This is a genomic window from Streptomyces ziwulingensis (genome assembly GCF_039542605.1).
In the GTDB taxonomy this organism is placed as follows: domain Bacteria; phylum Actinomycetota; class Actinomycetes; order Streptomycetales; family Streptomycetaceae; genus Streptomyces; species Streptomyces ziwulingensis.
In genome coordinates this window covers 25,654-51,257 of record NZ_BAABIG010000001.1, presented here as the reverse complement: position 1 = coordinate 51,257, position 25,604 = coordinate 25,654, and the positions used below count along the sequence as shown (strand labels likewise).

At 71.0% G+C, this 25,604-nt stretch carries 28 protein-coding genes; 26 read left to right on the top strand and 2 right to left on the bottom strand.

The features are described from left to right. The first annotated feature begins 141 nt into the window (after positions 1–141). From ABEB00_RS00255 to ABEB00_RS00140, 24 genes are all read left to right on the top strand, one after another. The gene (locus tag ABEB00_RS00255) at positions 142–1,284 is read left to right on the top strand and encodes an AAA family ATPase (protein ID WP_345616651.1); all 1,143 of its coding nucleotides are present in this window, start codon (positions 142–144) and stop codon (positions 1,282–1,284) included. Continuing rightward, entirely contained in the window at positions 1,281–3,080 is a 1,800-nt protein-coding gene (locus tag ABEB00_RS00250; RefSeq protein ID WP_345616650.1) for a hypothetical protein, read from the top strand. Before ABEB00_RS00255 ends, ABEB00_RS00250 begins: the two co-directional genes overlap by 4 nt. 208 nt (positions 3,081–3,288) lie before the next feature. Next, the gene (locus ABEB00_RS00245; RefSeq protein ID WP_345616649.1) at positions 3,289–3,780 is read left to right on the top strand and encodes a hypothetical protein; all 492 of its coding nucleotides are present in this window, start codon (positions 3,289–3,291) and stop codon (positions 3,778–3,780) included. 99 nt (positions 3,781–3,879) lie between these two features. Then, on the top strand, positions 3,880–4,311 hold the full coding sequence (locus ABEB00_RS00240) for a hypothetical protein (RefSeq protein ID WP_345616648.1): 432 nt from the start codon (positions 3,880–3,882) through the stop codon (positions 4,309–4,311). Further along, complete coding sequence (locus ABEB00_RS00235; protein ID WP_345616647.1) at positions 4,308–5,090, top strand: relaxase/mobilization nuclease; 783 nt, start codon at positions 4,308–4,310, stop codon at positions 5,088–5,090. Before ABEB00_RS00240 ends, ABEB00_RS00235 begins: the two co-directional genes overlap by 4 nt. Positions 5,091–5,103: 13 nt before the next feature. Further along, positions 5,104–5,799, top strand: coding sequence for a hypothetical protein (locus ABEB00_RS00230; RefSeq protein WP_345616646.1), 696 nt, complete (start codon positions 5,104–5,106; stop codon positions 5,797–5,799). Positions 5,800–5,822: 23 nt separating this feature from the next. Beyond that, a complete protein-coding gene (locus tag ABEB00_RS00225) occupies positions 5,823–6,581 on the top strand; it encodes a hypothetical protein (RefSeq protein ID WP_345616645.1) in 759 nt (252 codons plus the stop codon). A 70-nt stretch (positions 6,582–6,651) separates the two neighbouring features. Further along, on the top strand, positions 6,652–6,846 hold the full coding sequence (locus tag ABEB00_RS00220) for a hypothetical protein (RefSeq protein ID WP_345616644.1): 195 nt from the start codon (positions 6,652–6,654) through the stop codon (positions 6,844–6,846). 489 nt (positions 6,847–7,335) lie between these two features. Continuing rightward, positions 7,336–8,100, top strand: coding sequence for a hypothetical protein (locus tag ABEB00_RS00215; RefSeq protein WP_345616643.1), 765 nt, complete (start codon positions 7,336–7,338; stop codon positions 8,098–8,100). A 214-nt stretch (positions 8,101–8,314) separates the two neighbouring features. Continuing rightward, a complete protein-coding gene (locus ABEB00_RS00210) occupies positions 8,315–8,698 on the top strand; it encodes a hypothetical protein (protein ID WP_345616642.1) in 384 nt (127 codons plus the stop codon). Next, a complete protein-coding gene (locus ABEB00_RS00205; protein WP_345616641.1) occupies positions 8,695–9,495 on the top strand; it encodes an SPDY domain-containing protein in 801 nt (266 codons plus the stop codon). Before ABEB00_RS00210 ends, ABEB00_RS00205 begins: the two co-directional genes overlap by 4 nt. A gap of 163 nt (positions 9,496–9,658) precedes the next feature. Continuing rightward, positions 9,659–10,489, top strand: coding sequence for an SPDY domain-containing protein (locus ABEB00_RS00200; protein ID WP_345616640.1), 831 nt, complete (start codon positions 9,659–9,661; stop codon positions 10,487–10,489). Beyond that, the gene (locus ABEB00_RS00195; RefSeq protein WP_345616638.1) at positions 10,389–11,114 is read left to right on the top strand and encodes a hypothetical protein; all 726 of its coding nucleotides are present in this window, start codon (positions 10,389–10,391) and stop codon (positions 11,112–11,114) included. The genes ABEB00_RS00200 and ABEB00_RS00195 overlap by 101 nt, the downstream gene beginning before the upstream one ends. Positions 11,115–11,122: 8 nt before the next feature. Next, on the top strand, positions 11,123–11,869 hold the full coding sequence (locus ABEB00_RS00190; RefSeq protein ID WP_345616637.1) for an SPDY domain-containing protein: 747 nt from the start codon (positions 11,123–11,125) through the stop codon (positions 11,867–11,869). A 33-nt stretch (positions 11,870–11,902) separates the two neighbouring features. Further along, positions 11,903–13,693, top strand: coding sequence for a type IV secretory system conjugative DNA transfer family protein (locus ABEB00_RS00185; RefSeq protein ID WP_345616636.1), 1,791 nt, complete (start codon positions 11,903–11,905; stop codon positions 13,691–13,693). Positions 13,694–13,717: 24 nt separating this feature from the next. Next, positions 13,718–14,314: a hypothetical protein gene (locus ABEB00_RS00180; protein WP_345616635.1), complete on the top strand. Its 597-nt coding sequence runs from the start codon at positions 13,718–13,720 to the stop codon at positions 14,312–14,314. Positions 14,315–14,341: 27 nt separating this feature from the next. After that, positions 14,342–15,154 carry a hypothetical protein gene (locus ABEB00_RS00175; RefSeq protein WP_345616634.1) on the top strand — a complete coding sequence of 271 codons (813 nt, stop codon included), beginning with the start codon at positions 14,342–14,344 and terminating at the stop codon, positions 15,152–15,154. Beyond that, on the top strand, positions 15,151–15,891 hold the full coding sequence (locus ABEB00_RS00170; RefSeq protein ID WP_345616633.1) for an SPDY domain-containing protein: 741 nt from the start codon (positions 15,151–15,153) through the stop codon (positions 15,889–15,891). Before ABEB00_RS00175 ends, ABEB00_RS00170 begins: the two co-directional genes overlap by 4 nt. Positions 15,892–15,919: 28 nt before the next feature. Beyond that, a complete protein-coding gene (locus ABEB00_RS00165) occupies positions 15,920–16,378 on the top strand; it encodes a hypothetical protein (RefSeq protein ID WP_345616632.1) in 459 nt (152 codons plus the stop codon). Further along, complete coding sequence (locus tag ABEB00_RS00160; RefSeq protein WP_345616631.1) at positions 16,375–17,214, top strand: hypothetical protein; 840 nt, start codon at positions 16,375–16,377, stop codon at positions 17,212–17,214. The genes ABEB00_RS00165 and ABEB00_RS00160 overlap by 4 nt, the downstream gene beginning before the upstream one ends. A 120-nt stretch (positions 17,215–17,334) precedes the next feature. Beyond that, positions 17,335–18,207: an adenine nucleotide alpha hydrolase family protein gene (locus tag ABEB00_RS00155; protein WP_345616630.1), complete on the top strand. Its 873-nt coding sequence runs from the start codon at positions 17,335–17,337 to the stop codon at positions 18,205–18,207. Continuing rightward, positions 18,204–19,454: a DNA cytosine methyltransferase gene (locus tag ABEB00_RS00150; RefSeq protein ID WP_345616629.1), complete on the top strand. Its 1,251-nt coding sequence runs from the start codon at positions 18,204–18,206 to the stop codon at positions 19,452–19,454. The genes ABEB00_RS00155 and ABEB00_RS00150 overlap by 4 nt, the downstream gene beginning before the upstream one ends. Then, positions 19,454–20,560, top strand: coding sequence for a DnaB-like helicase N-terminal domain-containing protein (locus ABEB00_RS00145; protein WP_345616628.1), 1,107 nt, complete (start codon positions 19,454–19,456; stop codon positions 20,558–20,560). The genes ABEB00_RS00150 and ABEB00_RS00145 overlap by 1 nt, the downstream gene beginning before the upstream one ends. Positions 20,561–20,628: 68 nt before the next feature. Beyond that, a complete protein-coding gene (locus ABEB00_RS00140; RefSeq protein ID WP_345616627.1) occupies positions 20,629–22,017 on the top strand; it encodes an SPDY domain-containing protein in 1,389 nt (462 codons plus the stop codon). A 111-nt stretch (positions 22,018–22,128) separates the two neighbouring features. On the opposite strand, the gene ABEB00_RS00135 is transcribed toward ABEB00_RS00140, so the two are convergent. After that, positions 22,129–22,518: a DUF6233 domain-containing protein gene (locus ABEB00_RS00135; RefSeq protein ID WP_345616626.1), complete on the bottom strand. Its 390-nt coding sequence runs from the start codon at positions 22,516–22,518 to the stop codon at positions 22,129–22,131. Positions 22,519–22,853: 335 nt separating this feature from the next. Between ABEB00_RS00135 and ABEB00_RS00130 the strand changes: the two genes are divergently transcribed. Beyond that, complete coding sequence (locus ABEB00_RS00130; RefSeq protein WP_345616625.1) at positions 22,854–23,087, top strand: DUF397 domain-containing protein; 234 nt, start codon at positions 22,854–22,856, stop codon at positions 23,085–23,087. A gap of 93 nt (positions 23,088–23,180) precedes the next feature. Beyond that, complete coding sequence (locus tag ABEB00_RS00125; protein ID WP_345616623.1) at positions 23,181–24,119, top strand: helix-turn-helix domain-containing protein; 939 nt, start codon at positions 23,181–23,183, stop codon at positions 24,117–24,119. 5 nt (positions 24,120–24,124) lie between these two features. On the opposite strand, the gene ABEB00_RS00120 is transcribed toward ABEB00_RS00125, so the two are convergent. Beyond that, positions 24,125–24,919, bottom strand: coding sequence for an SAM-dependent methyltransferase (locus ABEB00_RS00120; RefSeq protein ID WP_345616718.1), 795 nt, complete (start codon positions 24,917–24,919; stop codon positions 24,125–24,127). Between the last annotated feature and the right edge of the window lie 685 nt (positions 24,920–25,604).

Genomic DNA, 25,604 nt, shown 5'->3' with positions numbered 1-25,604 from the left:
TCCGCTCCGAGAGCGGCCAGCCTCTCCAGCACATCGCCAACCCCGCCCGTACTCGCACCTGTTGAAGGGGAGTCGTTTTTGACCACACCCCGAACGCCTACCAGTCCAGCGCGCACCAAGGGCGGCGAACTACGGGCCAAGGTGGCCCGACTGCTGGCCGACCGGCCGGCGGACACGCTCACCATCGGGGACATGGCCAGGCATCTGGGCCACTCCCACGGCGCCGTCCGCAACGCCGCCCTCACCCTGGTGCGACGCGGCGAGGCCGACCAAAGCGGAACCGGACAAACGGAGTTCCGCGCGAACGCGAAAACTGCCGCAGCCGCGCAGACCGCTGTGATCAGCCCACCGGGCACCCACTCTCCCCGCGCCCAGGCGGCCACGGTCCGCACGACCATTACCGCAGCAGCCACGCCCAGGCAAACCGGCCCGATCCGCCGCGCGGGGGGCCAGCTCTACCATCCCCGGGAGCTGGCCGATCTGCCCGACGTCGAGGCGTTGAATCGCTTGCGCGACGCCGACGTGCCGGTGCTGCTCTACGGCCCTCCGGGCACCGGCAAGACGAGTCTGGTCGAGGCGGCGTTCCCGGACCTGCTCACCGTCGCCGGTGACGGCGACACCGAGGTCAGCGACTTGATCGGCGGGTACACACAGGCCGACAGCGGAGGCTACGTCTTCCAGTACGGTCCGCTGGTCACCGCGATGACCGAGGGTCGCGCCCTGCTGATCGACGATGCCACCCTGATCTCGCCGAAGGTGTTGGCGGCGCTGTATCCCGCGATGGACGGGCGCCGGCAGATCCAGGTCAAGGCCCACAAGGGCGAGACGATCAAGGCCGAGCCTGGCTTCTACGTGGTGGCGGGCCACAATCCCGGCGTCCACGGGGCGGTTCTGACGGAGGCGCTGTCGTCCCGGTTCAGCGTGCAGATCCAGATCGGCACGGACTATGACCTCGCCCTGGCGCTGAGGATCGATGCACGGGTGGTACGGGTCGCCCGACACCTCTCCCGCCAAGTCGAACTCGGCGAGCTGGGCTGGGCCCCCCAACTGCGGGAACTGCTGAGCTACCAGAAGACCGAGGCCGTCCTCGGCACCAAAGCCGCGCTCGCGAATCTCGTCGGCATCGCTCCTGCGGAGGATCGCGACGCCGTCGCCGCCGCCGTCATCAAGGCTGCCGGCGTCAAGGAGGTCGCTCCCCTCACTCTCGGCAAGCAGCTCCCCTCCTCGGCCGTCCGGCAGCCCCCAGGCAGCACCGGCTCCGCGCACCGGGGCCGCTCGCGGTGAGCGCCCACCACCACGTCCAGTCCCCCGCCACCACGCCGGACGACGACGCCGACCTCGCGCGATGGGACGACGACGGCGCCCCGCCCGCACAACCCCGTTCCTCCCCGGCCGCGTGGCTGCGCGTGGGAGCCGAACTCGGCGACCGGCTGGTCGCCCTCTCCGGCCGCCAGGACCTCCTCGTCACCTGCCGCCCCGGCACGCGCAGCGGCGCACCGGCCGCGTTCTTCCCCACGCTGGGCGAGGTCGAGTTCGACGCCCGCCTGTTCGCCCCCCTCCAGCCCCACGAGGTCAATCCGCGGATCATGGGCGACGAGGAGCGGTATCCCGCCGCCTGGGGAGTGTTCGTCCACGAGGCCGCGCACGCCGCCCACTCCGTCTGGACGGCCCCTGCCGGAGCGGACCCCCGTGTCGTCGAGGCCGCGCTCCTGCTGGAGGAGAGCCGCGTCGAAGGCGCACACCTGATCACGCGGCCCACGGACCGCACGTACCTGCGCACCAGTGCCCGCACCCTGGTCATGCCCGACATCGCCCACCCCACCCTCCGGGGCATCGAGCACGCCGCCGCCGTGGCGGCCCTGGTCCTCGGCCGCCGTGACGTCGGCATCCTGGACGCCGGCGAGACCCGGGCCGTCGCCGATCTGTGCGAAAAGGTGCTGGGCGCAGACCTGCTGGCCACCCTCACCCGCATCTGGACCGCAGCCCGCCAGTGCGCCGACCACGACGCCACGACCATGCTCGCGCGCGGTCAGGAATGGTGCGACGCCCTGGACACCGCGGCCCCTGCCCTGCCCGTGCCGGAGAACCTCACCGATCTGCTGTCCGGCGCCGTGGGGGTCGTCATGGACAGCACGGCAGCCACCGACGCCGCCGACCTAGCGGCACAGGCCGCAGCGACCAACGCCATGGCCGCGCAGTCCAAGGCGCAGGCTCGGAACCGCGCCCAGCGGGCCGGCCAGCGACGCAAAGCCGCCGCCACCGCCAAGTCGGTCTTCAACGCCCGTGGCACCACCGTCACCCCCGACGGCACACCGGCGCCCTACAACAACCCAATCACCGGCACCCGCAGGCCCACCGCCGCCGAGCGGAGTGCCGCCGCGCGCCTGAGCCGCGCCCTGCGTGCCGCCGCCTACCGCGAGCGGACCGAGGAGCGGACCACCAGCCCCACCCCGCCCGGCCGCCTCAACATGCGCGCGGCCCTCGCCCGCGACGCCCAGCGCGCGGCCGGGTCGGTCCCCACCGCGGAACCGTTCACCCACACCCGCCGCCGGAACTCCCCCACCCCACCGCTGCGTGTGGGTATCGCCGTCGACGTCTCCGGCTCCATGCGTGCCGCCTGCGCGCCCGTCGCGTCCGCTGCCTGGATCGTGGCACGCGCAGCAGCCCTGACCGACCCCGACTCCCTTACCGCCACCATCGCCTACGACAGGCACCTGACCGCATTGACCCGACCCACCCACCGAGCCCCCGAGCGCGTGACGACGTTCGATGCCAACGGCGGCCACCACAACCTCGGCGACGCCATCGACGCACTCGACCACGGCCTCGAACTCAGCCGCCCCGGCGCCGGCCGCCTCCTCGTGATCGTCACCGACGCCCACTACTACAGCGACGAAACCGCTCAAGCCGTCACCCGCGTCAAGCAGCTCACGACCGCCGGCTGCGCCGTACTCCAGCTCACCCTCACCGCAGAGTCCCACCACTTGCCGGGGACCACCTTGCTGCACCTGCCCCAGCCCTCCAGCGCTCCCGTCGCCATCGCCAAGGCGGCCACAGACGCCATCCGCAGGACACGCTGAGACGACGCCAAAGGCGGAAGCGTCCCCGAAACCACCGCGAAGCACTCCAGACCAGCTCCGTCCGCCGCATGCATCGTGCATCTCATGCAAGACCCTCCGCGACGAGGCAGGCCACCACCCCAACCGCCGACGAAAGGCACTCGATTTGAAGCCCCGGACCAGCAGCCCGACCTCAAACGTAACGCCCATCAAACGGAACTCCCCCGGGGTGAGCACGCACTGGACCGTCGAACACGGCTGCTCCCACGCCGTAGTTCATGACCTCTCCGGCCGTCCCGCCGACAAGCGGGCGGGCTTCGCACGCTGGCTCGCCTCCAAGGACTGCACCGACTGCTGGAAGGCGGCGCGCGACGCCGACACCGAGTCCAAGGAGGAGTGGCTGGCCGCCCGCCGCGCCGCCGAGCAGGAGGCAGCCCAGGAGTGGGCGACGAAATTCGACATGCCACCGCTGGAGGGGCCCGAGAAGGCCCTGAACTGGGGCGAGCGCTCCCGCCACCAACTGATGACAGCCGCGCACACCCTGCTCGTCGTGGAGGGAACGTGGGACGAGGCGGACTGGGCGGAGCTGGAGGAGAAGGCCCGCGCCGTCACCCGTGCCGGGTGGTGGATCGACCAGCGCGACGCCGAGGGCGCTGACCTGCTGGAACTCCTCGACGCGGCGACCGCGGCGGACCGCGTGACGGAGAACCCGTTCCACTGACGGCGAGGCAACATAATCGGAGAACGCCGGTTAGCCAAACCGGCGTTGCTGCGGACCATTGATGTTCCCACCCCGCCAGCAATCGCGTGGAAGGACCTCATGTCCCAGCCCCCGACTCCGCCCGCCTCGGCGTTCGCGCCGGTACCCGACCCGCTCACCCCCGACCGGGACATCACCCACGGCCACTTCCAGGCCGGTGACACCGTCGTCGTCCTGAAGGGAATCGCCGGCGGGGAACTGTGGGGTGACGCGATGCGGGTCGTCGCTCCGTCCTGGCACACCCCGACCGACGAGGACGGGTGGCGGCTGCGGGATTCGACCGGCGGCGCCCAGTCCTACGTCACCGCCCACCCCCGCTACCTCGCGCACCTCTCCCGCCGCTGCCCGGACTGCCTGATCTACCTGCGGGCCATGGAGGACAGCCTCCTGCCGCAGTTCGCCGGCCGCGACGAGCTGATCGACTGCGGCTGGTACACCGTCACCGCCCTGGGCCAGCTCGTGCACATCGCCGACATCCGCAGCGGCCGGTGATCCCCTACCTGCACGAGCGGACTCACACCCCGCGCGACCCGCTCGGAGAAGCGCTCGGACGACCGGTCTCACCGCACGAGGTGCTGACAGAGCACACGATCGTCGCCCACTGGCCCGGCCTGGATCACTTCACCCTGGACGACGAGCAGAAGACCTGGACGTCCCTCCAGTGGGCCGAGCACCTCGAAGGGGCTCTCCTGGAGCATCCGTTCGCGGCCAGTCCCGACGACGACCGGCGGGCGATCCTGCACCTCAAAGTCCGCCTGCACCCTGACGACCGAGACCTGAGCGGACCGGAGTGGGCCGAGGCCGCTCACCGGCTCGCACGGGCCGCCGGCATCGAGAAACCCGGCAAGGACAGCGGCTGCCGGTGGATCGCCGTCCGGGCCCAGCCCGGGCGCCTCGACCTGATCGCCAACCTGATCCACCTCGACGGCGCATGGCACACTCCGGCCGCGGTCGAACTGATCGCCCATGAGGCACGGCGCATCGAACAGGACCTCCGCCTGATCCCCGCCCGCTCCCACGCCGCCTCACAGCCCGCCGACGAGCAGACCGGCCCTCTGGCCGCGGTGCGAGGACTTGTCGAGCACACCGCGCACCGGATCGCCCGCCAGCCGGGCGCGGCCGGCACCGAGGCGGCACTGCGCCTGGAGTTGATCGCCCGCCGCCTCCACGCCATCCAGCAGGACCTGGACACCATCGCCACTCTCCTGGCCCAGCCCCGCCCCGTCCCCGCACCAGCCACCGTCCGGCGCGACACCCACCGATCGCCTTAGGAGAAACGTCTCCTTGCCCCGCACCGACCGCTTCCTGGACATCCGCCGCGACCCGCACTCCGACGAACTCCTCGCACGCGGCGGCGACTCCGGGGCACACGGCTTCCTCCAGCGCGCGGGCCTCGTCGCTGTCGTCCGCGTCCACGAGACGTACCACCGCGCCCCGACCGGCCTCGCCGGGGACGACGTGTCCCGGCTGGCCACCGACGCCGTGGCCCGCCTGCGAACAGCCGGATACCACGTCGACTGCGATACGGGCCTCGACACCGACTCGCGTCCGGCCAGTTACCTGCCGCTGGGCGCCTCGGTCGCGCATCTCGCCGAGCGCCTTCGCGAGGCCGCCACCACCGGCGAGGCGGCCCAGGTGCTGACCGAGCTGACCGCCTCCCACGACGGCGTCCTTGCCGCGCTGGAGGAAGTCCTCACCGCCACCGCCGAATTCCACGAAGGACTCGGCCAAGCGGTCGGCCCCTCCATCGCGCGGCGGCTGCGCTACCTCGCCGACGAGCACCTCCGCGTCATCCGCAGCGACCTCCCCGAGACCCGCGACCAGCTCGCCGACCGGCACGCACCGCACCCCGGCCGCAGCACGTGCACCGGGGAAGTCCCGTCGACCGAGCAGGAGCGCTCTGCCGTGTGCGCCTGCCCGCCACCGCCGCGCACCCTCCCGGTCCCGCCGCGCCCGATGGCTGCCGGACCGCGCCGCTGACTCCCACCTCGCCCAAGGACACCATGCACGACCACGACACCTCCGAGCGCCTCGCCTCGTTCGCCGACGTTCTCGCCGGCGAACTCCCCGGCAGATGGACCAGCTCCCACCTGCCGGCCGACGCCAAGGACGACCTCGCCGAACTCACCGACCGCACGTGGGACTTGGACCTGGTCGCCGCCTCGCTCACCCGGCACCCCCTGCGGCAGGCCGCCGTCCTGAGCCGCCCGGATGGCGCACAACTCGTCCTGCTGCACCGGCACGACGAGCGCGACGGCTTCCTCATCGCCGCCGTCGCCCCGCCCTCCCTGCCCGACGAGGCGTTCCGCGACGTTCCCGAGCCCAACGGCATCGCCCTGGCCGACGACCCGTTCCTGAGCGCCGAGCAGGTCGCCGGCGACCTGCTCGCCCGCTACGACGGCGCCCTCGCCCAGGTCCGCCACAACGCCCTGGCCAGCGTCCAGCCCTCCCAGCCGGACCAGATCGTCCTGACCTGGCAGTCGGACGGCAGCATCGCCACCGCCCCCGCCGACGACCGCGCCGGAGCCGTCCTGGCCGCCCACGGCTTCGTCACGGACCCGCACAGCGGCCTGTACCGCCTGAGCGGGGACGACACCCAGGCTCAGGCCCGCGCCCTGCGCGAGATAGGCCCGCGCCTCGACGCGCTCGGCATCGGAACCGCTCTCCAGCATCCCGCAGCCCGGACCACACCGACCGCCGTGCCCGCTTCCGGGCCGCCCGTCCCGGCCGGTTCCCGCACACCGGCCACCCGCTCTCGGTGAAACAGACGGAGCCCGACTTCTGGGTGCTGGAGTACGTCACGATCACCAAGGCCCCCGCACCGACCTTGTCGTGGCCATCGGCGGCACCGAGAAGGCCGCGGACATCCTCCAGCGAACCGGCGGCTTCCTCTCCGCTCCCGGACCGCGCGGGGATTATCACCGCCTCCCCCACGGCCTGCCCGTCGAGCAGCAGCGCCGGAAAGCGACCGCCGCCTCGCCCGCCCTGCTCGCCGCCGGACACAGCGTCCACCTCGACCCCGTGTGAACATGCTGGCCGCACCGGACAGTGAACGCGAGGCCGCCCAGCGCTACCTGGCCCGTCTCACCGAGCGGGCCAGGCGCCGCCGAGAACGGCAGCGAGGTGGCCGAGGTCCTGACCGAGGTAGCCGCCCCCGTGAACGGCCTGCTGACCCTGACGAGAGAAGTGATCGTCCGTGCCTGGCTCGCCGCCGCAGCCTCCAGGGCGCCAGACCCGGCGAGGAAGCAGAGCCCCTCGCACGGCTCGGGGAGACCGCCGACTTCCTGAGCCAAGCCACCCTCGTCATCCTGCGCGCCCGTAACCACGCCGCCCGCACCGCGCAGCAGACGGCCACCACCCCACCACCGCCGAGCCTTGGCCGGTCCCCGGCAACCCGTCCCCGTTGACCGGTAATACGCGTGCCGCCGTGCGCGACTCCTGCCCGGACCGACCGAGCCGTCCGCTGCCGGGCCATCGCCGGCTGATCTCTCACCCCCTTCTCCGAGAGGTACTCCCTTGCCCTTCATACCCGCTTCCCTCGCTCGCCCCGCCACCGCTCTCGCCTGCGCCGCGGCGTTGGCGTCGCTCACCGCGTGCGCAGGAGGCGACACCAACAGCGCTTCTGCGCAGAGTTCTTCAGCGACCCGGCCCGCCGCGGCGCCGTCCGGCGCCCAGCCGAACGGCATTGAGAGGAAGACCGCCGCGGAGGTCTACAACCTCTCCCACGCGGCGAACGCGGAAGCCGGGAGTTCGCGCCAGCAGATGTCCCGCTCGGACGCCGAGTCCGACCTGCGCGTGTCCGCGACCGAGTGCGCGGGCACCGTGTCACTGCGGGACACCGGCTCCTACGACCTTGTCCTGAAGAAGGACGAGGCATGGGTCCAGCCGGACGCCTCGTTCGCCAAGTGGATGAACGAGGCGACGGGCGAGGAACTGCTGACGGCCGGCACCTGGTACCACGCCACCCTGGAGAACCGGTTCATCAGCAGCCTGGCCTCCTACTGCCACACCGACCAGTTCACCTCCCCCGACACACTCGACGACGACACCACGGCCACCAAGGGCCCGGTGACCACCCTGGACGGCCGGCGAGTCGTCCCGGTCACCCTCACGGGAAACGGCGAGACGGTGACGTGGTACGCGGCAGCCACCGGTGAGCCCTTCCACGTCGCACAGGTCAGCTCCCGCGAGGACATGGCCGACGTCACGTACTCGGACTTCGGTACACCGGTGAAGGCCACCGCGCCCTCCGGCTCCGTCCAGGAGGCGCCGACAGGCTGACGCGCGCCACCGGGGCTCCGGATCGTCGTCCGGAGCCCCAGGTCACCCCTCGCCTGACCACCGCCCTGTTCCGCCGCTACCTGCGCGCCTGCGTCGTCACCGGTCCCCACCCCGCCGCGCCGCTCCCGGAGACGACCGGGACACCGTCCATGCCGTTGGCCGGCCCCTCGGCCGCTGACATCGCCCCTGATTTCGCAGCCCGCCCCGGAGGACCATGCCCCAGCACACACCTGCCCACATCGAGCTGGCCGACGACATCACCCGCCAACTCGGACGTTTGACCAGGGATCTCACGAAGCTTCCCCCCCGCCACGCTGCCCAGCTCCTCGCCCACATCCTGCACGCCACGGACGGCGTCCTCAGTGAACTCACCCACCTCATAACCACCGACAGTTGGCTCGCCAAGCGACAGGCCGAGTGCGGCGCGATCTCACCGGAGGTGGCACTCGCCCTCGGCCAAGCCTCGAACGAACTGCACGCTCTCAGCCCGGACCTGGAAGAGGCGACCGAGGCCCTGATCACCTTCGGTGCCCGCCCGGCCGCCACCCCAGCCAGGCTGCCGACCCCTGACCCGCTCGTCATACGGCGGCGCCGGTGAAGCGGAACACGGCGCGCGGCAGGCCGCCGGTCGAACAGGCACAGCAGCACTACCTCGTGGAGCCCCGGGGACTGGCCGGCGGAGGCGACATCCGCCATGTCTCCGCCTATCTGCACGCCTGCGGTTGGCGGAACAAGTCCAAGCGGGACGGTCCCCTCGTACTCGTCAGCCCCGACCGCAAGATCCATGTCGGCTACGACCCCCAGGGTTCGCCCGGCGGATGGACCATCCACCAGGAGGCGAGTGCCCACCAGGGACAGTGGACAGCGTTCCTCGGCAAGCAGACACCCGTGGAGATCGTCGCCGGGCTCACCGACACGCTGCTCGATCCCCGCTCCGCGCACGCCCCCAGCGTGTGGGCGCCGCTGCAGGAACAGCAGTGGAAGACCGGCTGGGCCGCCGGACAGTTCACCGCAAGAAGCCCGGACGGGACCGGCTGGGTGCAGTACCACGAGGACGAGCCCGGCCAGGCGCTCTGGTGGGCTGGGGCCGGCGACCAGCAGGGCAACGGATGGACGGCGACCTTCACCACCGCCACCCCCCTGCACGTGGTCCAAGCCTTCGCCACCGCGCTCGCCAGCCCCGTCCCCGTGATGCGACCGCGGGGACGGGTACCGCACAGCGCGAAGATCCGCACCACCTCCGTCTCGGTCCTCCCCTCCCAGCTCAGCACCTGGCAGCAGGCCCGCCTCCAGGCCGCCCACGCCGCCACATGGGCCCGCAACCGGACGGCCGCCCCTCCCCGCACCAGCACCGCGCCTGCCGCCGCAGGTCAGCGGGCCCGCGCCAGGCGCTGACCCGGCCGACCCCTACCCCGAGGAGCCCCTTGTCGTCCGCCCGCATCCACCACGTCACCGCGTCCCGGCCCCGGCCCACCGCGTACCCGCGCGAGGTCCCCCATCCTCACGCGCGACTCGCGCTCCGTGGCCGCTTGAGGACACCGGGGGGCTGCTCGTGCCGATGAGCCGACGGCAACGCGCCGAGTACGAGAAAACGCACCTGTGGCGTGTCCCGTACGACACCAGTCCCCGGTACCTGGCCGGCCCCGGCGACGCACGGCACGTCACCCATGGCCTCGCCGCCACCGGATGGACCCGCACCTCCGATCCCCTGAACCCCCACATGGTGCTGACCAGCCCGGACCTGACCCGGCGCCTGGAGTTCACCCCGGAGCCAGGCCACCTGTCCTCCTGGTGGAAGCTGACGAGCCTGCCCACCGACACCGACCCCTACTGGTGGATCGATCTGGGCCAATTGGTCCCCGTCGAGATCCTGGGCAGCCTGACCGACGCTCTCCTCGGTGCACCGCCAGCCGGGCAGCCGGATCCGTGGCAGTCGGTGCCCTCGGCCGGCTGGAGCCGCGAAGCCGAGAACAAGGTCCTCTCCGCAGACGGCATGTGCACCATCGAGCTACGGAACAGGCGGTACCTGCCGGCACCCGACGACGCACCGGCCTGGCACATCGAGACACACGAGAACAGCTTCGACGGCCATCCCGGCCGCCGGATCTGGCACGCCTCGTTCCACGAGAACACCCCCGCCCACCTGGTGAACGCCTTCGTCGCCGCCCTCACCGACACCACCCCGCTCGTGCGCGGGATGTACGACTCCGCCGCGCACCACACCGCCGCCAAGACGCAGAGCCGACTCACATCCGAGCGGGTGGTCGCCGCCCACAACACTCGGCTCGATGCCCTCCGAGCACAGGCACGCACCGTCCGGCGGCAGCAACGCCCGACCACCACCCAGCCCCCCGCACCGCCGGAGGCACCCGCACCGGCCCGGTGCTGACCTCCACGGACGCACCACCCACTGCCGACGACCGCAAGGACCCGCCATCCACCCCACCTCCCAAGACCGCCCCGAGCCGCTTCCCGAACTCAGCGGCTACCTCAAGGACAGCGAAGACATCCTCAGCTCCTGGGACGCCTACTCAGACGAGAACACCGACCTCGACGGCTGGCCGCTCGACGACGACGCCTACGGACGCCGGGCCAGCGCCCGCGACGCCTCGACCGCCGATGCCTTCGAGGCGGTCCGCGACAGCGCACACCACCTCCTCGCCACGGCGCAGGCCCAGCTCGGCCGACTGCCCGGGAGCACTATGCAGCCCCGCTGGGTCTGGCAACTGGGAGTCCTGCAGGACGCGCTGGAGCGCCTGGACGCCCTGGAAGAGGAGTGGCAGCAGACCCGGGGCGAACTTCCCGCCGGCGCCGGCCCCGGCAGCAGCGTCTACGACGACGCCCTCGCCGAGCACCACGCCGAGTGCTGGAGCTACCTCGATGACTGGGCGACCCAGGGACACGCCCTCATCGAGATCCACACCGCTGCCCGGAACACCCCCTCCCCCCTGGCCCCCCCGCCGACCACCGCGCCCGCACCCTCCATGTCACAGGCCGGGAAGGTACGCCGGTGACGCTGAGAATGGCTTTCGTCTCCCCGCTCTACCTGGCCGGCGGCGGCGATCCGGCCTGGGTAACCGTGCCCCTGCACCGGGCCTGCGGGTGGAGTCACGGTCATGACCCGCTGCAGCCGCGCGTGCTGCTGTCCAGCCCCGATCAGAAGGTGCTGCTGCGGCTGGAGCCGAAGGCAGACGGCCCCTGGTGGACCATCCAGCACGCCCGCACCGCGGACCAGCCAGCCTGGTATGCCAGCTTCGGCGCACGCACACCGGTGGAGATCATCGCGGGGTTCACCGATGCGCTGACCGACCTCACTGCCGATCGAGCAGACGACTGGGATCCGCAGGAACCGCTCCTGAACGCGGGCTGGTCTCCGGCCTACGGCCACCACCGGCTCGCCTCACCGGACCGTACCGCCCGCGTCGAGGCCGACTGGACAAGCGGGTCCTGGTGGGTCGACACCGCCCTCCGCGACTTCCGGTCTCCTCAATGGCAAGCCCACTTCAGTGAGCACACCCCACCTCACCTGATCACCGCGTTCACCGCCGCGCTCGCCGATCCCCGACCGGTGCCGCGCACCGCAGACCCCTCAAGCCTCCCGACGCACGACCCGGATCTCATCACCCTCTCCCACCGGGAAGTGCCCGCCACACAGGCCGCCGCTGCCCTGAAAGACCGCATCCGCTCCCTCGCCGCACGCCGATCCGGCCCGCCGGCGAGTACGAGTCCTCCGCAACGGCCGCAGGCAGAACGCCACCGCCTGCGCTGATCCCTCCGTCCCCGCCCGGAAGCACCGAGCCCCTTGCCTCCTTCCTCCTCCAGCACCAACACCGACGGATACGACCTCGTCCTGCGCATCCTCCTCGGCGTGCTCGCCGTCGTCGTCCCCCTATCCCACCTGGCCTGGGCGTCCGGCAATATCACCGCCTACCTCACCGGACACAGCTTGGCCTCCTACCAGCCGACCAACGCCTTGCTCCACCCGAAACAGGTCTGGCCCGAGGCCGGGGAGAACTCCCTGCTCATCGGAGCACGCATCGTTCCAGTTCTGTTCCTTCTGGCTCTCGGGGTGACGGTGGTCGCCCTGTGGATCCGGTACAAGAACCGCAGTGGCGGCCGGAAGAGGATCACCGGCATGGCCAAGGCCCGGGACATCAAGCCCTTGATGGCCAAGGCGATCACCGACAAGGCCCGCTCGCTGCGCCCGAGCCTGAAAGACGCCAAGCACATCAAAGCCCGCGACACCGGCGTGCTCCTCGGCAACCTCCAGGGCACCCGGCGCGAGGTCCGCATGGGATTCGAGGACGTCGCGGTGGCGATCATGGCGCCGCGGTCCGGGAAGACCACGTCGCTTGCGATCCCTTCCATCCTCGCCGCCCCCGGCCCGGTCCTGCTCACCTCCAACAAGGCCGCCGGCGACGCCTACACCGCCACCCGGGACGCGCGCTCCGCCGTCGGACGGGTGTGGTCGATGGACCCACAGCAGATCGCGCACGCCGCCCGCGAGATGTGGTGGAACCCGCTGGCCGACGCCAAGACCCTCGACGGCGCCGGCCGCTTGGCCGGGCACTTCCTCGCCGCGTCCGTGGACGCCTCCCAGCAGGGCGACTTCTGGTCCAAGGCCGGATCCAACATACTCAGCCAGTTGTTCCTCGCCGCCGCGCTGGACGAGCGGCCGATCACCGACGTGATGCAGTGGCTGGCCTTCCCCGCCGACCGTGGCCCGCTGGACGTCCTGCGCGACCACGGCTTCGCGGCCGTCGCCGCCCAGCTCAAGGGCACCGTGGAAGGCCCGCCCGAGACCCGGGACGGCATCTACGAAACCGCCCGCCAGTACGCCGCCGCGCTCCTCAACAGCGAGATCGCCGCCTGGGTCACCCCACAGAAGGACGTCCCCGAGTTCCGCCCGTCGGAGTTCGTCACCTCCACCGACACCCTCTACCTGCTGTCCAAGGACGGCGGCGGCGGCGCCAGCGCGCTGATCGCGGCCTGCGCCGACTCGGTGATGCGCGCGGCGACCGCCCAGGCCGAGCGAGCCGGCGGGCGCCTGGACCCGCCGATGCTCGCGATCCTCGACGAGGCCGCCAACGTGTGCAAGATCAGCGACCTGCCCGACCTGTACTCCCACCTCGGCAGCCGCGGCATCATCCCGATCACCATCCTGCAGTCCTACCGCCAGGGCCAGAAGGTCTGGGGCGACGCCGGCATGGACGCCATGTGGTCCGCCTCCACCGTCAAGGTCATCGGATCCGGCATCGACGACCCCGACTTCGCCGACAAGCTGTCCCGGCTGATCGGCGACCACGATGTGGAGACCACTTCCACCTCGCGCTCCGAGTCAGGCAAGTCGACCTCGGTGTCGATGCGGCAGGAACGCATCCTGCCCCCGGACGCGATCCGCGCCCTGCCCAAGGGCACCGCACTGTGCTTCGCCACCGGCATGCGCGCCGCCATGCTCGACCTGCGCCCCTGGTACCTCGAACCCGGCGCCGACGAGCTGTCCACCGCCTCCGCCCGTGCGTCCAAGGCGATCACCGCGCGCGCTGTCGCCAAGCACTCCCCCCAGCAGAGCGACTACGACACAGCCACCTGATCCACCGACTCCCTCGAAAGCAGCATGGCACTCACCGACCATCACGACGTCTTCATCGGCGCGACCTTCGACGGGCACACCTTCCTCGTCCTCAACCGCCCGATCCCCGGGGCCGTCCACATGCTGACCGGCGCTGGCTTCACCGTCCGCCGGCACCAGGGCCGCACCCTCTACCTCTTGCCGCCCGATACCGCCGAGGACGCCCACGAGCGCGCCGGCGTCGCGGCGTACGGCCTGATGGCCCACACCCACGACCTCGTCGACCTGGCCTGGACCACCCGCCATTACGACGGCGGGCAGAATCCGCCCGATGTGACGTTCCAGTTCACCGACGGCACTGTCACCGCGACCGCCGCCACGGACGCGGCACACGCCGTCCTCGTCCGCCACGGCTTCACCACCACCGGACAAGAACGGCACTACCTCCTGACGGACGCCCTCAGCGAGCGCACCACCCTGCACGCCGTGGTCAGCGCCGAGGCCCACCTGCACGCCCACGGCGTGAGCGTCCACGTCGACCTCGGCATCGCCACCGTGGCGGACATCCCGCCGGCCCCGCCTCGCCCCAACCCCGAGCCCATGTCGGCGCCCAATTCCGCAGTCATCCGGCGCACCCGCTGACCGCCCATACGCCCCTCTCGGAGCCCTATGCATCCCATCGACCTTGAGGCCGAGGCCACACGGCTGCGCACCCTCGGCAGCGACTTGGAGGACCTGCACAGCACCATCCTCCACCTGCGGCTGCAGCCCGGCACCGACGCCCGGCAGAAGATCACTACGGCGATCGTGACCACCAACCGGCTGGTCGAACGCGCCCTGGAGCGTCTGGAAGCACTCGCCCGCAGCCAGTACACCGCGGTGCCCGGCAGCCGTCCCTCACTGGAAGCACTCGCCTCGGTCGTCCACACCGCCACCACCGCCGCCGGCTACCTGGCCACCGCCCTGAGCGGCAACCCGGCCGGGGGAGCCCCGTTCCCCGGCTGGACCGGCGGCCAGGACACCCGGCACCAGACGGCGTCCACCGCACTCCCCAAGCACCTCGCCAAAGCCGCCCACCAGCTCGATCTCGCCTTCACCGGCTGCTACTACATCGCCCGCGGCATCCCCCAAGATGTTCGACAGCATTCCGGGCAGCAGCGTGCCGTCACAAGGCCCAGGCTCTCCGCCACCCAGTACGAGGCGCTCGTCCGGCTGTCCGAAGGCGGCGGCCAGCTCCACAACAGGGGCCGCTTGGCGATCCGGGCCATCGACGCAAACGGTCGCACCCTCAACCAGGCCGCACTGAGCGCCCTGGTCAAGCACCAACTGGTCACGGTGGACACCCCCACCTCCCCGTTCACGGGGCAGCGCCTGGTGGTCACCGAGGCGGGCCGGCAGGCCGTGGCCGCGTACGAGCCCTCCGTCTCTCCCGTCCGGCCGGCAGCCCCCGCTGGCGCCCCGGCGGTACGGCGAGGACGATGACGAGCTTCGCTCCCTCCGACCGTGTCCTGGTCTCCCCGCGTCACCTGGCAGGTGGCGGAGCGGACCGGCTCGGCAGCGCCCTCGGCCCGCTGATCACCCTGTTCGGCTGGCATCACACGCACGATCCGCACACCGGGCACACTGCCCTGACCAGCCCCTGTGAGAGCCTCTTCGTCGACTTCGACCCCTGCGACCCGCGCGGCGTCTGGTGGCGGATCATCCACCATGAGCCCTACTGGCAGGCCCGCTTCACCCGGCAGACGCCGATCGAGGCGATCGCCGCCGTCACCCAGGTACTGCCCCAGTCTCTCGGCGACCGTCGGCACGCAGAGCGTATCCCGCTCACCACGAGCAGCCTCGCACAGACCGCCCGTCTCACCGACTGGGCCGAGACCCGCGACGGACAGTCGACGACGTTCACCTCCGCCGACGGGCACTGCACCCTCACCCACCAGCCGGACGATCACCTGCGCTGGCACATCCGGCACTCCTTGTTCGACGGCTTCGACACCGACTGGAGTGCCGCCTTCACCCGCGCCGCCCCCGCCCGGCTGGTCGCCCAGTTCTTCGCCCACCTGACCGCAGACACCCCGGTCGAGCGGACGTACGGCGACCTGCCCTACCTGGCACAGCGCTCCAGCGACGCACTGATCACGCCCGTCCACGGCGCGGCGGTCAACCCGCATGTCCACCACGCCCTCGCCCGCGCCGTCCACCCCCAGGGCCGCCCTCGTTGACGCGGCGCCCGCGACCGTCTCGGAGAAGATGACGTCCGTTCCTTCCCCGCCCGAGCGCCTGCTGGCCCTCGACGCCGACTTCACCCGGCCCCACGACATCCCGCAGTCGGCCACGCTGCTGGACGGTCCCCGACCGGCCGGTCCCCTCGTGCAGCACATCTCCCGCACGCAGGCCATGGCCCGCGGCGCTCAGGACGTGCGGGACGCTGCGCAGGCCGTGCCGCACCTGCACCACGCCCTCGCCCGCGTCGGCCTGGACCGCACGGTCCAGCTCGCCACCCTGGCCACCCTCGCCGCCGACCACCTTCTGTACCTGCCCTCGAATCACTTCTCGGCACTGAGTGGGCCGGGCCCGCAGCACCACCGCCGTCCGCGCCGGCACCGAAGACCCCCGACCCGTCCCGAAGGGGCGGCAGCGGCCCGCCCTGGGCCCTGGCTCCGCCCGCCGCCGCTGACCCAGCCCACCTCACGGACCCACTTCCGATGACGAAATCACCCGACTCCGACCCCACCCCCATGTTCGACGTGGACGCGCCCGCGCCGCTGACGCCGGTGGAGCAGTTGCTGGCCCTCGCCGACCTCTACACCCGGCACAACGACCGGATCGACCTGCTGTTCGCCGGCCGTTCCACCGTCGCCCCGGATGTCTTCGTCTCCTCCGCCCGCGGGCTGGAACGCGAGATGCTCGCCTGCCTCAAGACCATCCGGCAGCAGCGCCTGCCCGCCCGGGAGCCGGTGCCCAGCGCCGTCGTGCGGCTCAAGCAGATCGCCCACCTGACCAGCGGCGCCACCCGCTACCTCACCTCCGCCCAGCAGGCCCTGCCCGCAGGCGATGGGGAACCCGGGCGCCCCGATCCCCGCCGCAGGTTCGGCCAGCACCTGCGCCTAGCCCGCGAACTCACCGCCCTCGCCCCGGCGACCATCGTCGAGTCCGCCCGGCACATCGCTCCCAGACTGCACAACAGGGCACGCACCAGCACCACCGTTCCCGGCATGGCCAAAGCCCAGCGCGACACGCTCCTGGAAGTCGCCCGCGGCCACGTCAGCCTCACCGAGCAGAACGGGCAGCCCGACTACGGCAACACCGCGACCGTCGACACCGACGTGCTGCATCACCTGGAAACCCAGGGATGGGTCACCCGCGAGCCCGGCTCCGCGCCCCCTTTCTTCCCCGGCGGACCAACGCGCGACCGGCTACGTCTGACAGCCCTGGGACTCCCAGTCCTCAGCACGGTCGTCGACGCACCCCTGGTCGTCAGCCTGCCCACAGCCCGCCCCGCCCCCGCCCCGGCTGCGACCACCGCCGCACGCACACGCCGCTGACAGCGCCGCACGCTCTCGCCACGTCTGTCCCGCAGCCCCGTCCACGTCAGGAAGTCCCCGATCACCGACTCGCCCACGTTTCTCTGCATCTCGCTGGGAGCCGGCGTCCAGTCCAGCGCCATGCTCGCCCTCTCCGCCAACGGCGTTCTCCCCAAAGCCGATTACGCGATCTTCGCCGACACCGGCTGGGAACCGAGAGCCGTATACGACCATCTCGACCGGCTGGAGCGGGAGATCGCCGCTCCCGCCGGAATACCGGTCCTGCGGGTGTCCTCCGGCAACATTCGCCAGGACGCCCTCGACCCGGCGCACCGCTTCGCGTCCATGCCCCTGTACATCCTCAACCAGGACGGCAAGCAGGGCATGACCCGGCGCCAGTGCACCGGCGAATACAAGATAAAGCCGATAAAACGACAAGTAAGGGGACTCCTCGGATACCCCTATCCGCAGCGCATCCCGAGGGACGTCTTCGTCGAGCAGTGGGTCGGCATCTCCACGGACGAGTTCCACCGCGCCAAGGACGCCGACGTCCGCTACATGCGCAACCGGCACCCGCTGATCGACCTCGGGTGGTCCCGAAGCGACTGCCTCCGGTACCTCACGTCCGTGGGGTTCGCGGACACGCCGAAATCGAGTTGCCTTGGGTGTCCGTTCCACGGCAACGCGCAGTGGCGGCACATCCGCGACACCAGCCCCGACGAATGGCAGGACGTCGTCGCCTTCGACGCCGCCATCCGCGCGGGCAACGCCAGGGCCAACGCGAGCGGCAACCCGCTGCTGGGGGAGGCGTTCCTGCACCGCTCCCGGGTGCCGCTCAGCCAGGCGCCGATCGATCACGTCACCGCCGCCGAGTGGGCCGCGCGCCAGGACGCGCTGCCCGACACCGATCCGGAGGAATGGGAGCGGGGCGTCGTGGACGGCTGCTCGCCGTGGGCGTGCCGCGGGGAGGCGGATGCCGCGCTGACACGGGACGATGTCGGACTGGCCTCTTGACCGTCCTTGATCTGTTCGCCGGTCCGGGTGGCTGGAGCCACGCACTGTCCGTCCTCGGCGTGCGGGACATCGGTCTGGAGTGGGACGAGTGGGCCTGCAAGACCCGGGTCCGCGCGGGCCAGTTGACCTTGCGGACGGATGTCGCCCTGTATCCGGTGTGGCCGTGGGTCGGCCGGACACGGGGGCTGATCGCGAGTCCGCCGTGCCAGGCGTGGTCGATGGCCGGCAAGCGCCTCGGGCTGGTGGACCAGCCGCTGGTGCACCAGGCCGTCACCGACCTCGCCGCCGGCCGGGACACCCGCGAGCAACTCCTCGCCGCCTGCCGGGACCCCCGCTCACTGCTGGCCGCCGAGCCGATGCGCTACCTCCACGCGCTGAACACGGTGGGCGAGCCCGAGTGGGTGGCGATGGAGGAGGTCCCCGATGTCCTGCCCCTGTGGCGGCAGTACGCGGCCGTCCTGCGCCGCTGGGGGTTCTCGGTGTGGACCGGCATCCTCAACGCCGCCGACTACGGCGTTCCCCAGACCCGCCGCCGGGCGATCCTGATCGCCTCCCGCGTCCGCACCGCCCAGCCACCCGAGCCCACCCATGCCCAGGTCGCGGAGCCGGAGTCGCTGTTCGGGCCGGGCCGCGCCCGGTGGGTCAGCATGGCCGAGGCACTCGGCTGGGGCGCCACCGACCGCCCTGTCCCCACCGTGTGCGCCGGCGGCGGACCGGGCGGCGGACCCGAACCCTTCCCCTCCGGCTCCCGCAAGACGCTGTCCGACGCCCGCGACCGCGGCACCTGGACACCCCGCTCCGGCGGGGGCGTCCCGCGCTCCCGCCGCGCGGGCGGGTGGAAGTCACAGCACGGTATCCCCGACCCCGCGTGCACTGCCGGAGCCCACCGCTGGTCATGGTCGCTGCGCAGCAACAACCAGGCCAAGGCCACCGTCCGTCCGCTGTCCGAGCCGGCGGGCACGCTGTTCTTCGGGCATCGCGCGAACGAGTGCACATGGATTGCCGAACCGGCCGGCCACGGGCTGGGAGAGCAGGAGGAGTGCCCGGTGGTGCCGGAGCCGATCCGGATCACCGCCCACGAGGCCGGCCTGCTGCAGACCTTCCCCGGCGACTACCCCTGGGCGGGGAACAAGGGCCAGCAGTTCTCCCAGATCGGCAACGCCGTCCCCCCGCTGCTCGCCGCCCACCTCCTCGCCCCGCACCTCGGCGTCCCCCTCGGCCCCGACGACTTCACCCTGGCAGCCTGATGCCCCACCCTCGCGTCCCCGACCCGGACGACGACACCCCGCTTCCCGCGCCGCAGCCGGTGTTCCACGTCGAGCAGGCCCTCCTCGGAGCCCTTCTCCTGGACCCTCACCGACTCGGTGACATCACCGGCATCACCGCCGACTCGTTCTCCACCGCCGCGCACGCCGCCCTGTTCACCGCGGTCAGCACGCTGCCCGCCCCCGACCCGGCCGAGCACGTGAAGAACACCCACTGGCTCGACCAGGTCCTCGCCACGGCCGGCGAACAGGTACGCGGGCTGACCGCCTCCTACCTTCACACCCTCATCCAGGTCTGCCCCTGGCCCCGGCACGCACCGGCCTACGCGCGCATGATCGAAGCTGAACACGCCCGCCGCCGCCTGCGCGCCGCCGCCGAGCACCTCCTGACCACCGTGCACGACACCGCCCTCCCGCACCCCGTCGACACGGTGCTCGCCGAGGCCGACACGCTCGCGACGGTCGTGGACGACATCGCCGCCCGCTTCCCTCCCCGCGCCGGCGTCCTGCCCCGCACCCCGGCGCCGCCGCCGGCCTCCACCCACCCTGACGAAGCACTGGCGGAGGAGCAGGCGCTGCTCGCGACCGCCGCCGCCTGCGCCGCGGACATGGAGTCGGTTCGGTGGCTGGTCCCCGAGGATTTCACCGTCCCGCTGCACGCCGGGCTGTGGCAGTGCCTGACCGCCCTGGCCCGCCGCCAGGAGCCCGTCGACCCCGTCACCGTCCTGTGGGAAGCCCAGCAGCGCGGTTTGCTCGACCACACCACCACGCCAGCCCAGGTTCTGCGCCTCCTGGCCCAGCCGCAGGTGTCCCTCGGACCCTGGGCCGAACGAACGCTGCAACGCTCGCTCCTGGCCACCGCCGCGCACACCGGCCGCCATATCCAGGCATACGCCGCCGACCCGGCCACCACACCGTTCCAGCTCGTCGTCGGCGCCCGCCGCTCCCTCGCCGACCTCCGCGCCATCCGCACCCGCTGGCACCACGCCACCACCGCGGTGGAGACCCGACAACCACACCGGAAGCCTGCCGCCCGCGCCGGCCCCCCGACCACCACGGCCGCGCGCGCCCCCCACATCCCCCGATGACCCCCCACGAACACGCCGGTGGCCGGACCCCCAGGTCCGGCCACCGGCAGGAAAGACAACGCCCCGCCATGAGCGATACCCCCGCCCTCGACGCGCACGTCCGCCTCGACACCCACCCACGCCATCCCAGCGCCGTCGTCGCCACCCTCACCGGCACCGACCGGCACATCCCCCACGCACATCTGAGCGTGCGCGGCTTCGACCACGTCGACGAGCGCACGCTGGTGATGGCCCGCATCGACCACGAGGAGCCCTACTGGGCCGAACGCGCCGCCCACGACCTGACCTCCCTGAACATCACCGTGGCGGTCACACCCGGTCTGCGCGAGGCCATCGACGACGACTGGACCTGGGCCAACTACCCCTACCCCTGGTGCAACCGCCAGGAGATCCGGCAGGTCTCCGACGAAGCCCAGAAGATCTACGACGACATCCGCCACGGGCGGCTCGTCATCCACGCCCACGCCCACGACCCGCACACCATCGTGGCCGTCGGCTCCTACCGCGACGGCAGCAGCGTCACCCTTCACGGAGAGAATCACCTGCGCACCGTCGAGCAGACCTTCGAAACCGCCGCCGAGGCCCTCGCCGACTTCCACGACCAGCACGGGGAGGCGGTACGTCCCGGGCCCGCTCCCTCGACCGACGTCGAACTACAGGCAGAACAAGCCCGCAGCCCCCTGCACTCCCCCGGCCTCACCGAACCCGAACCTGCCGAGCAACACCCCGAGACAGTGCCCGCCTACGCCGCCGACCCGGCCGACCACGACACCGTCCTCGACGCGTTCGTCACCGGGCACCGGGACTGGGAAAAGTGGCGCACATGGTCCGATGACACCACTCATCTCGTTCACGAGGACCAGACCCTACGCGCCGAACTCGTCCACGAAGCCGGCCCACGCGAGACCGCCTGGACGTTCGCCGCCTACGAGACCCCCGTCTCCGACCGCATGTGGCACCTCACCCTGACCGGCACCACCCCCGACCCGCTCCTGCAGACCCTCCTGATCAGCCTCTCCCACGGCGACGCCTTCGACACCGCCCTCGGCAGCCCCGTCACCGAGAGGACCGTCTCCAGCGCCACTCGCCCTCTCACCGACGCCGGCTGGAACCACACCGTCGACGGGCGCTGGATCCGCTGGGAGAACGCCCAGGGCGACGCCGGCGTCCAGTTCGACGCCTTCGCCGCCCAACACCCCAGCACTTCCGCCACCTGGACCCTCTGGGCCGGCCCCAGCATCGACCGCCCCACCTGGGCCGTCCACGCCTCCCCCTACACCCCCGCACCCCTCCTGGCCACCCTCACCGAAAACCTCGCCCACGGCACCGGCACCCGCACCCGCACGAAGCCGACAGCACCTCGCGCACCCGCTCGCCCCAGGACCACTCCCCCCGGCCTCCCACAGCCCACCACCCACCACTCCGCCAACCGGACCCTGCAGAGGGCCAAGCCATAAGCCCGATGAGGGCCGGCCCTCTCACATCGCGGTGGCCTGAACTGGCCATTGCCGACAACTCACCGCGCCCCAAACCCACCCCCGGGCTCCGGACGAGGTCAAACACAGGCACTAGCCCTCCAAATAGCCCAGCTCCGCGTCGGGGCGACACGTCCCGCACGCTGCCACCCCGTCTGCGAGCGCGCGCAGTGCCTGGTCCCGGTCGATGCCCCTGATACGCCCGCTCCCCCGCGTCTTCCAACAGTCGCCGTGATGGACATGAGCGGGCTCCCCGTTCAGGCCCCGCTCCAGCAGCCAGTCGGGCGCGGGAGGCCGCGCGGCGGGGGCACGTTGCCGCCCGGCCTCCCGTATCTCAACCTCCGCGATCTTCCTGCGCACCCTGTCCAGCCATAGGGCGTGCCACGTCTCCAATACACGGAGCCGGGGCAGGTCAGACGGCAAATCGATCACAGGTTCGATTATACGCCTCGGGGCTTCGAGGCCGCGGCGCGACCCGCGCATCCCGCGCCGGCGAACACTGAGCGCTTGCCACCGACCTTGAGCGCGGGGGCCGCAAGCCGTCGACCACTACCACGCCTTGAGCAATCAGCTTCGGCCATTTGCGCGTCTCACTTGATGGTCACGCAACGCATTAATGCGATTTACGCATTTACCTTTCACGACGCCCGAGGGGCACCCTTTCGGGGGACGGTGACGCGGACACCAGAGGACTAGAATTTCACGCATTCTCATCAGCGCGTGAAATTTTCACGCCCTCGCGAAAGTAGGACGAAGCGGTTCCGGAGTGACCGGCAGGCGAGCGAAGCCGCCGGTAGAACTAGGAAAGCGAGCAGACCATGAGTTCAATCTTCAACGGTATCAGCGCTGGCGAGCTGGCGGGCGCATGCTGGATCAAGGCGTCCCGAAGCGACGGTGTGGGAGAGTGTGTCGAGCTTGCCGAGGTCGGCGAGAACGTGGCCCTTCGCAATTCAAGGGACCCTGAGGGACCGGCACTGATCTTCACGCGAAGTGAACTGTCCGCATTCATCGATGGTGCGGCCAAGGGGGAGTTCCGGCAGTTGGCTGGCTGAAATACTCTGGCCCTGACTTGATCCGGGCTGACCGGGCCGACGAAGCTGTCTCCGCTGCGGCGAGGTGCCGCTCACGCGCAAGGAGTAAGCATCATGTCTGCTCGGATCGTCAGGCTCCCGGGCCAAGGCAAGAAGTCGTCACGGTCCGCGCCGCATCCGCTGGCGCGGACCGTCGGCGCCCTGATGAAGCAGCACCGCGAGGAGATGGGCTGGACACAGGGGGACGCGGTGACCGCGGTACCCACGATGGGTTCGGTGCCCACCCTGAGCCGCTACGAGACGGCTAGTCAGCCACAGGATCCCAGCAAGGTCGAAGCGTTCCTCCGCGCCTGCCGCGCACCGGCCGAGGTACTGGAGGAGGCTGCGCGGTGTCTGCGCCGCATAAAGGATTCTCCGTCCTGGGCGAACCCGTCGGACGTCGTCTCGGAGCCGCTGGCCGGGTTATTCGCGCTGGAGGCCACCTCCAAGGTAATCCGCACCTACCAGGAGAACGTCATCCCGGGCATGCTCCAGACCCGTACGTATGCCAAGGCCCTGATGACGGATGTTGTCGACGCCCAGCCCACGGCTGAACGCCGGCGCATCTACCGCGAGTTGCTCGCCCGGCGACTGGAAATCCGGCTGCGCCGTCAGACGCTCCTGGACGAAGAGGACGCGCCCCTTTTCGAGGCGGTCCTGGCCGAGGCTGTTCTGATCATGGAAGTGGGCGGCAGAAACGTTCTTCGCGAGCAGCTCATCCAACTGCTCAACTTGGCGCTGCACCGGCCGCACATCCATATCCGCATCCTCCCGGGGACCGCTCTGCACCAGGGCACGGCTCTACACCCGTCGATGGTGCTGCTCAAACCGCACGATGAAAGCGTCGGGCGAGCCGTCTACCTGGAAACACGGAACCGTTCCGGAGATCTGCTGGTAGATGACGAGGAGATCGAGATGTACCAGGCGTCGCTGGACGATCTGTGGACCAGGACGCTGTCCAAGCAGGACACCACCGACTTCCTGGTGCACCACATCAAGCGGCTCTGCGACTAGCTGCCTCAACCGCTACCAATCCTTGCCACGCCGCCGTACTCAATCCACTCCTCGCTGCGCTGACGGGGAGCCAAGTCGCTGTCCGGCTGCCAGCGGGAGACCTCCACCGGCCCTTCCGAGTCCAGCAGCTCCAGCCCGTCAAAGAACCGGCTAACGTCGCCGATCGACCGGACCTGACCCCACCGGCCATCGGTGATGTCCGCCATGAAGTTCGTAACATCCGCCCGCAGTTCGGCATCATCACTCGCGAGTTGTGAGATGACCATGAAGCTGCCGGCCGGAAGACGGTCAGCGACCCGCCGCACCAGCTCCCACGGATCATCGCGGTCAGGGATGCAGTGCAGGACCGAGACGAACAGTGCGGCAACCGGCTGCTCCCCTTCCAGCAGCCTTCGCACCTCGGGACTGGCGAAGATGCGGCCTGTGTCGCGCATGTCTGCCCCCAGGACCGCCGTGGTCGCCGGGTCCTCGGCGAGCATCATGCGCCCGTGGGCAAGAACCATCGGGTCGTTGTCGATGTAGACGACCTGGGCCGCCCGGTCCACCTCTTGTGCCACCTGGTGGACATTGGGCTGCGTCGGCAGACCGGACCCATGGTCGAGGAACCGGCGCACACCATGATCACGGGCAAGGCAGCGCACGGCGCGGACGAGGAACGCCCTGTTCACCAACGCCAATTCGCGTGAGCTGGGGGCGATCCGCAGAAGTTCCTCACACGCATCCCGGTCAACCTGGTAATTGTCGGTCCCGCCAAGTAAGTGGTCATACATTCGGGCCACACTGGGCTTACTGACATCAATGATGAGCCGCTCCCCACGCTCTCGGCCACGTACACGTCCCCTCCGGACGCTGCGGAACCCCGAAGCCAGGCACGCATGTTATGAGGCCGGTCCGACTGACTGCTACCCGTTGCCACCATCGAGCGAAACACCGCCGAAGCGTTTCATGCGCGGCTTGCGCCCCCGGTGCTCCGGCGTACGTTTTCCCAGGTCAGGAGGCACGCGACACTGACATATGCCCGTGCCAGTCGAGTCGGCTCACCGTGCGCAGGGCACTCCGCCGGAGCAGTTCGAACGTGACGGGCGGTACGCCCATGGCGCATCCGCCCTGCACTGCTGTCAGCCCCAGCCTGTAATGCAGCAGGAACGCATCTGCTTCTGGAGGGCGCAGACTGTCATGCAGTACTCGGACGGCGGGCGTGCGCTTGGCGCTGGTGGTGGCACGCAGCAGAGGCCAGGCAGCGGCGCACGGAGCAGCACTGCGGAGGACGGTCGGCCATTGAGCCCCCACTTCCCTCAGGGCCGCGTGGGCGAGAACGGAGGCATGGTCCGTGACGCCTGTGACGGCTCCGGCGTACCGCCGGTAAACGGGCCAGTGATTCTGGCAGAAAGCGGTGAAGGTGGCGGCGGCACGCGGCCCCACAGCGGCAGGCAGACCGTGCAAATGGTCCTGGGAGCCTGAGGTGGTCCGAAGCCCAGGCCGGCT

What these genes read in the sequence shown, in the direction of transcription:
- ABEB00_RS00240 (WP_345616648.1), top strand. Translation starts at nt 3,880, where the DNA reads ATGTCCCAGCCCCCGACTCCGCCCGCCTCGGCGTTCGCGCCGGTACCC.
- ABEB00_RS00225 (WP_345616645.1), top strand. Translation starts at nt 5,823, where the DNA reads ATGCACGACCACGACACCTCCGAGCGCCTCGCCTCGTTCGCCGACGTT.
- ABEB00_RS00210 (WP_345616642.1), top strand. Translation starts at nt 8,315, where the DNA reads ATGCCCCAGCACACACCTGCCCACATCGAGCTGGCCGACGACATCACC.
- ABEB00_RS00200 (WP_345616640.1), top strand. Translation starts at nt 9,659, where the DNA reads ATGAGCCGACGGCAACGCGCCGAGTACGAGAAAACGCACCTGTGGCGT.
- ABEB00_RS00195 (WP_345616638.1), top strand. Translation starts at nt 10,389, where the DNA reads ATGCCCTCCGAGCACAGGCACGCACCGTCCGGCGGCAGCAACGCCCGA.
- ABEB00_RS00190 (WP_345616637.1), top strand. Translation starts at nt 11,123, where the DNA reads ATGGCTTTCGTCTCCCCGCTCTACCTGGCCGGCGGCGGCGATCCGGCC.
- ABEB00_RS00180 (WP_345616635.1), top strand. Translation starts at nt 13,718, where the DNA reads ATGGCACTCACCGACCATCACGACGTCTTCATCGGCGCGACCTTCGAC.
- ABEB00_RS00175 (WP_345616634.1), top strand. Translation starts at nt 14,342, where the DNA reads ATGCATCCCATCGACCTTGAGGCCGAGGCCACACGGCTGCGCACCCTC.
- ABEB00_RS00170 (WP_345616633.1), top strand. Translation starts at nt 15,151, where the DNA reads ATGACGAGCTTCGCTCCCTCCGACCGTGTCCTGGTCTCCCCGCGTCAC.
- ABEB00_RS00165 (WP_345616632.1), top strand. Translation starts at nt 15,920, where the DNA reads ATGACGTCCGTTCCTTCCCCGCCCGAGCGCCTGCTGGCCCTCGACGCC.
- ABEB00_RS00160 (WP_345616631.1), top strand. Translation starts at nt 16,375, where the DNA reads ATGACGAAATCACCCGACTCCGACCCCACCCCCATGTTCGACGTGGAC.
- ABEB00_RS00155 (WP_345616630.1), top strand. Translation starts at nt 17,335, where the DNA reads ATGCTCGCCCTCTCCGCCAACGGCGTTCTCCCCAAAGCCGATTACGCG.
- ABEB00_RS00145 (WP_345616628.1), top strand. Translation starts at nt 19,454, where the DNA reads ATGCCCCACCCTCGCGTCCCCGACCCGGACGACGACACCCCGCTTCCC.
- ABEB00_RS00140 (WP_345616627.1), top strand. Translation starts at nt 20,629, where the DNA reads ATGAGCGATACCCCCGCCCTCGACGCGCACGTCCGCCTCGACACCCAC.
- ABEB00_RS00135 (WP_345616626.1), bottom strand. Translation starts at nt 22,518, where the DNA reads ATGCGCGGGTCGCGCCGCGGCCTCGAAGCCCCGAGGCGTATAATCGAA.
- ABEB00_RS00130 (WP_345616625.1), top strand. Translation starts at nt 22,854, where the DNA reads ATGAGTTCAATCTTCAACGGTATCAGCGCTGGCGAGCTGGCGGGCGCA.
- ABEB00_RS00125 (WP_345616623.1), top strand. Translation starts at nt 23,181, where the DNA reads ATGTCTGCTCGGATCGTCAGGCTCCCGGGCCAAGGCAAGAAGTCGTCA.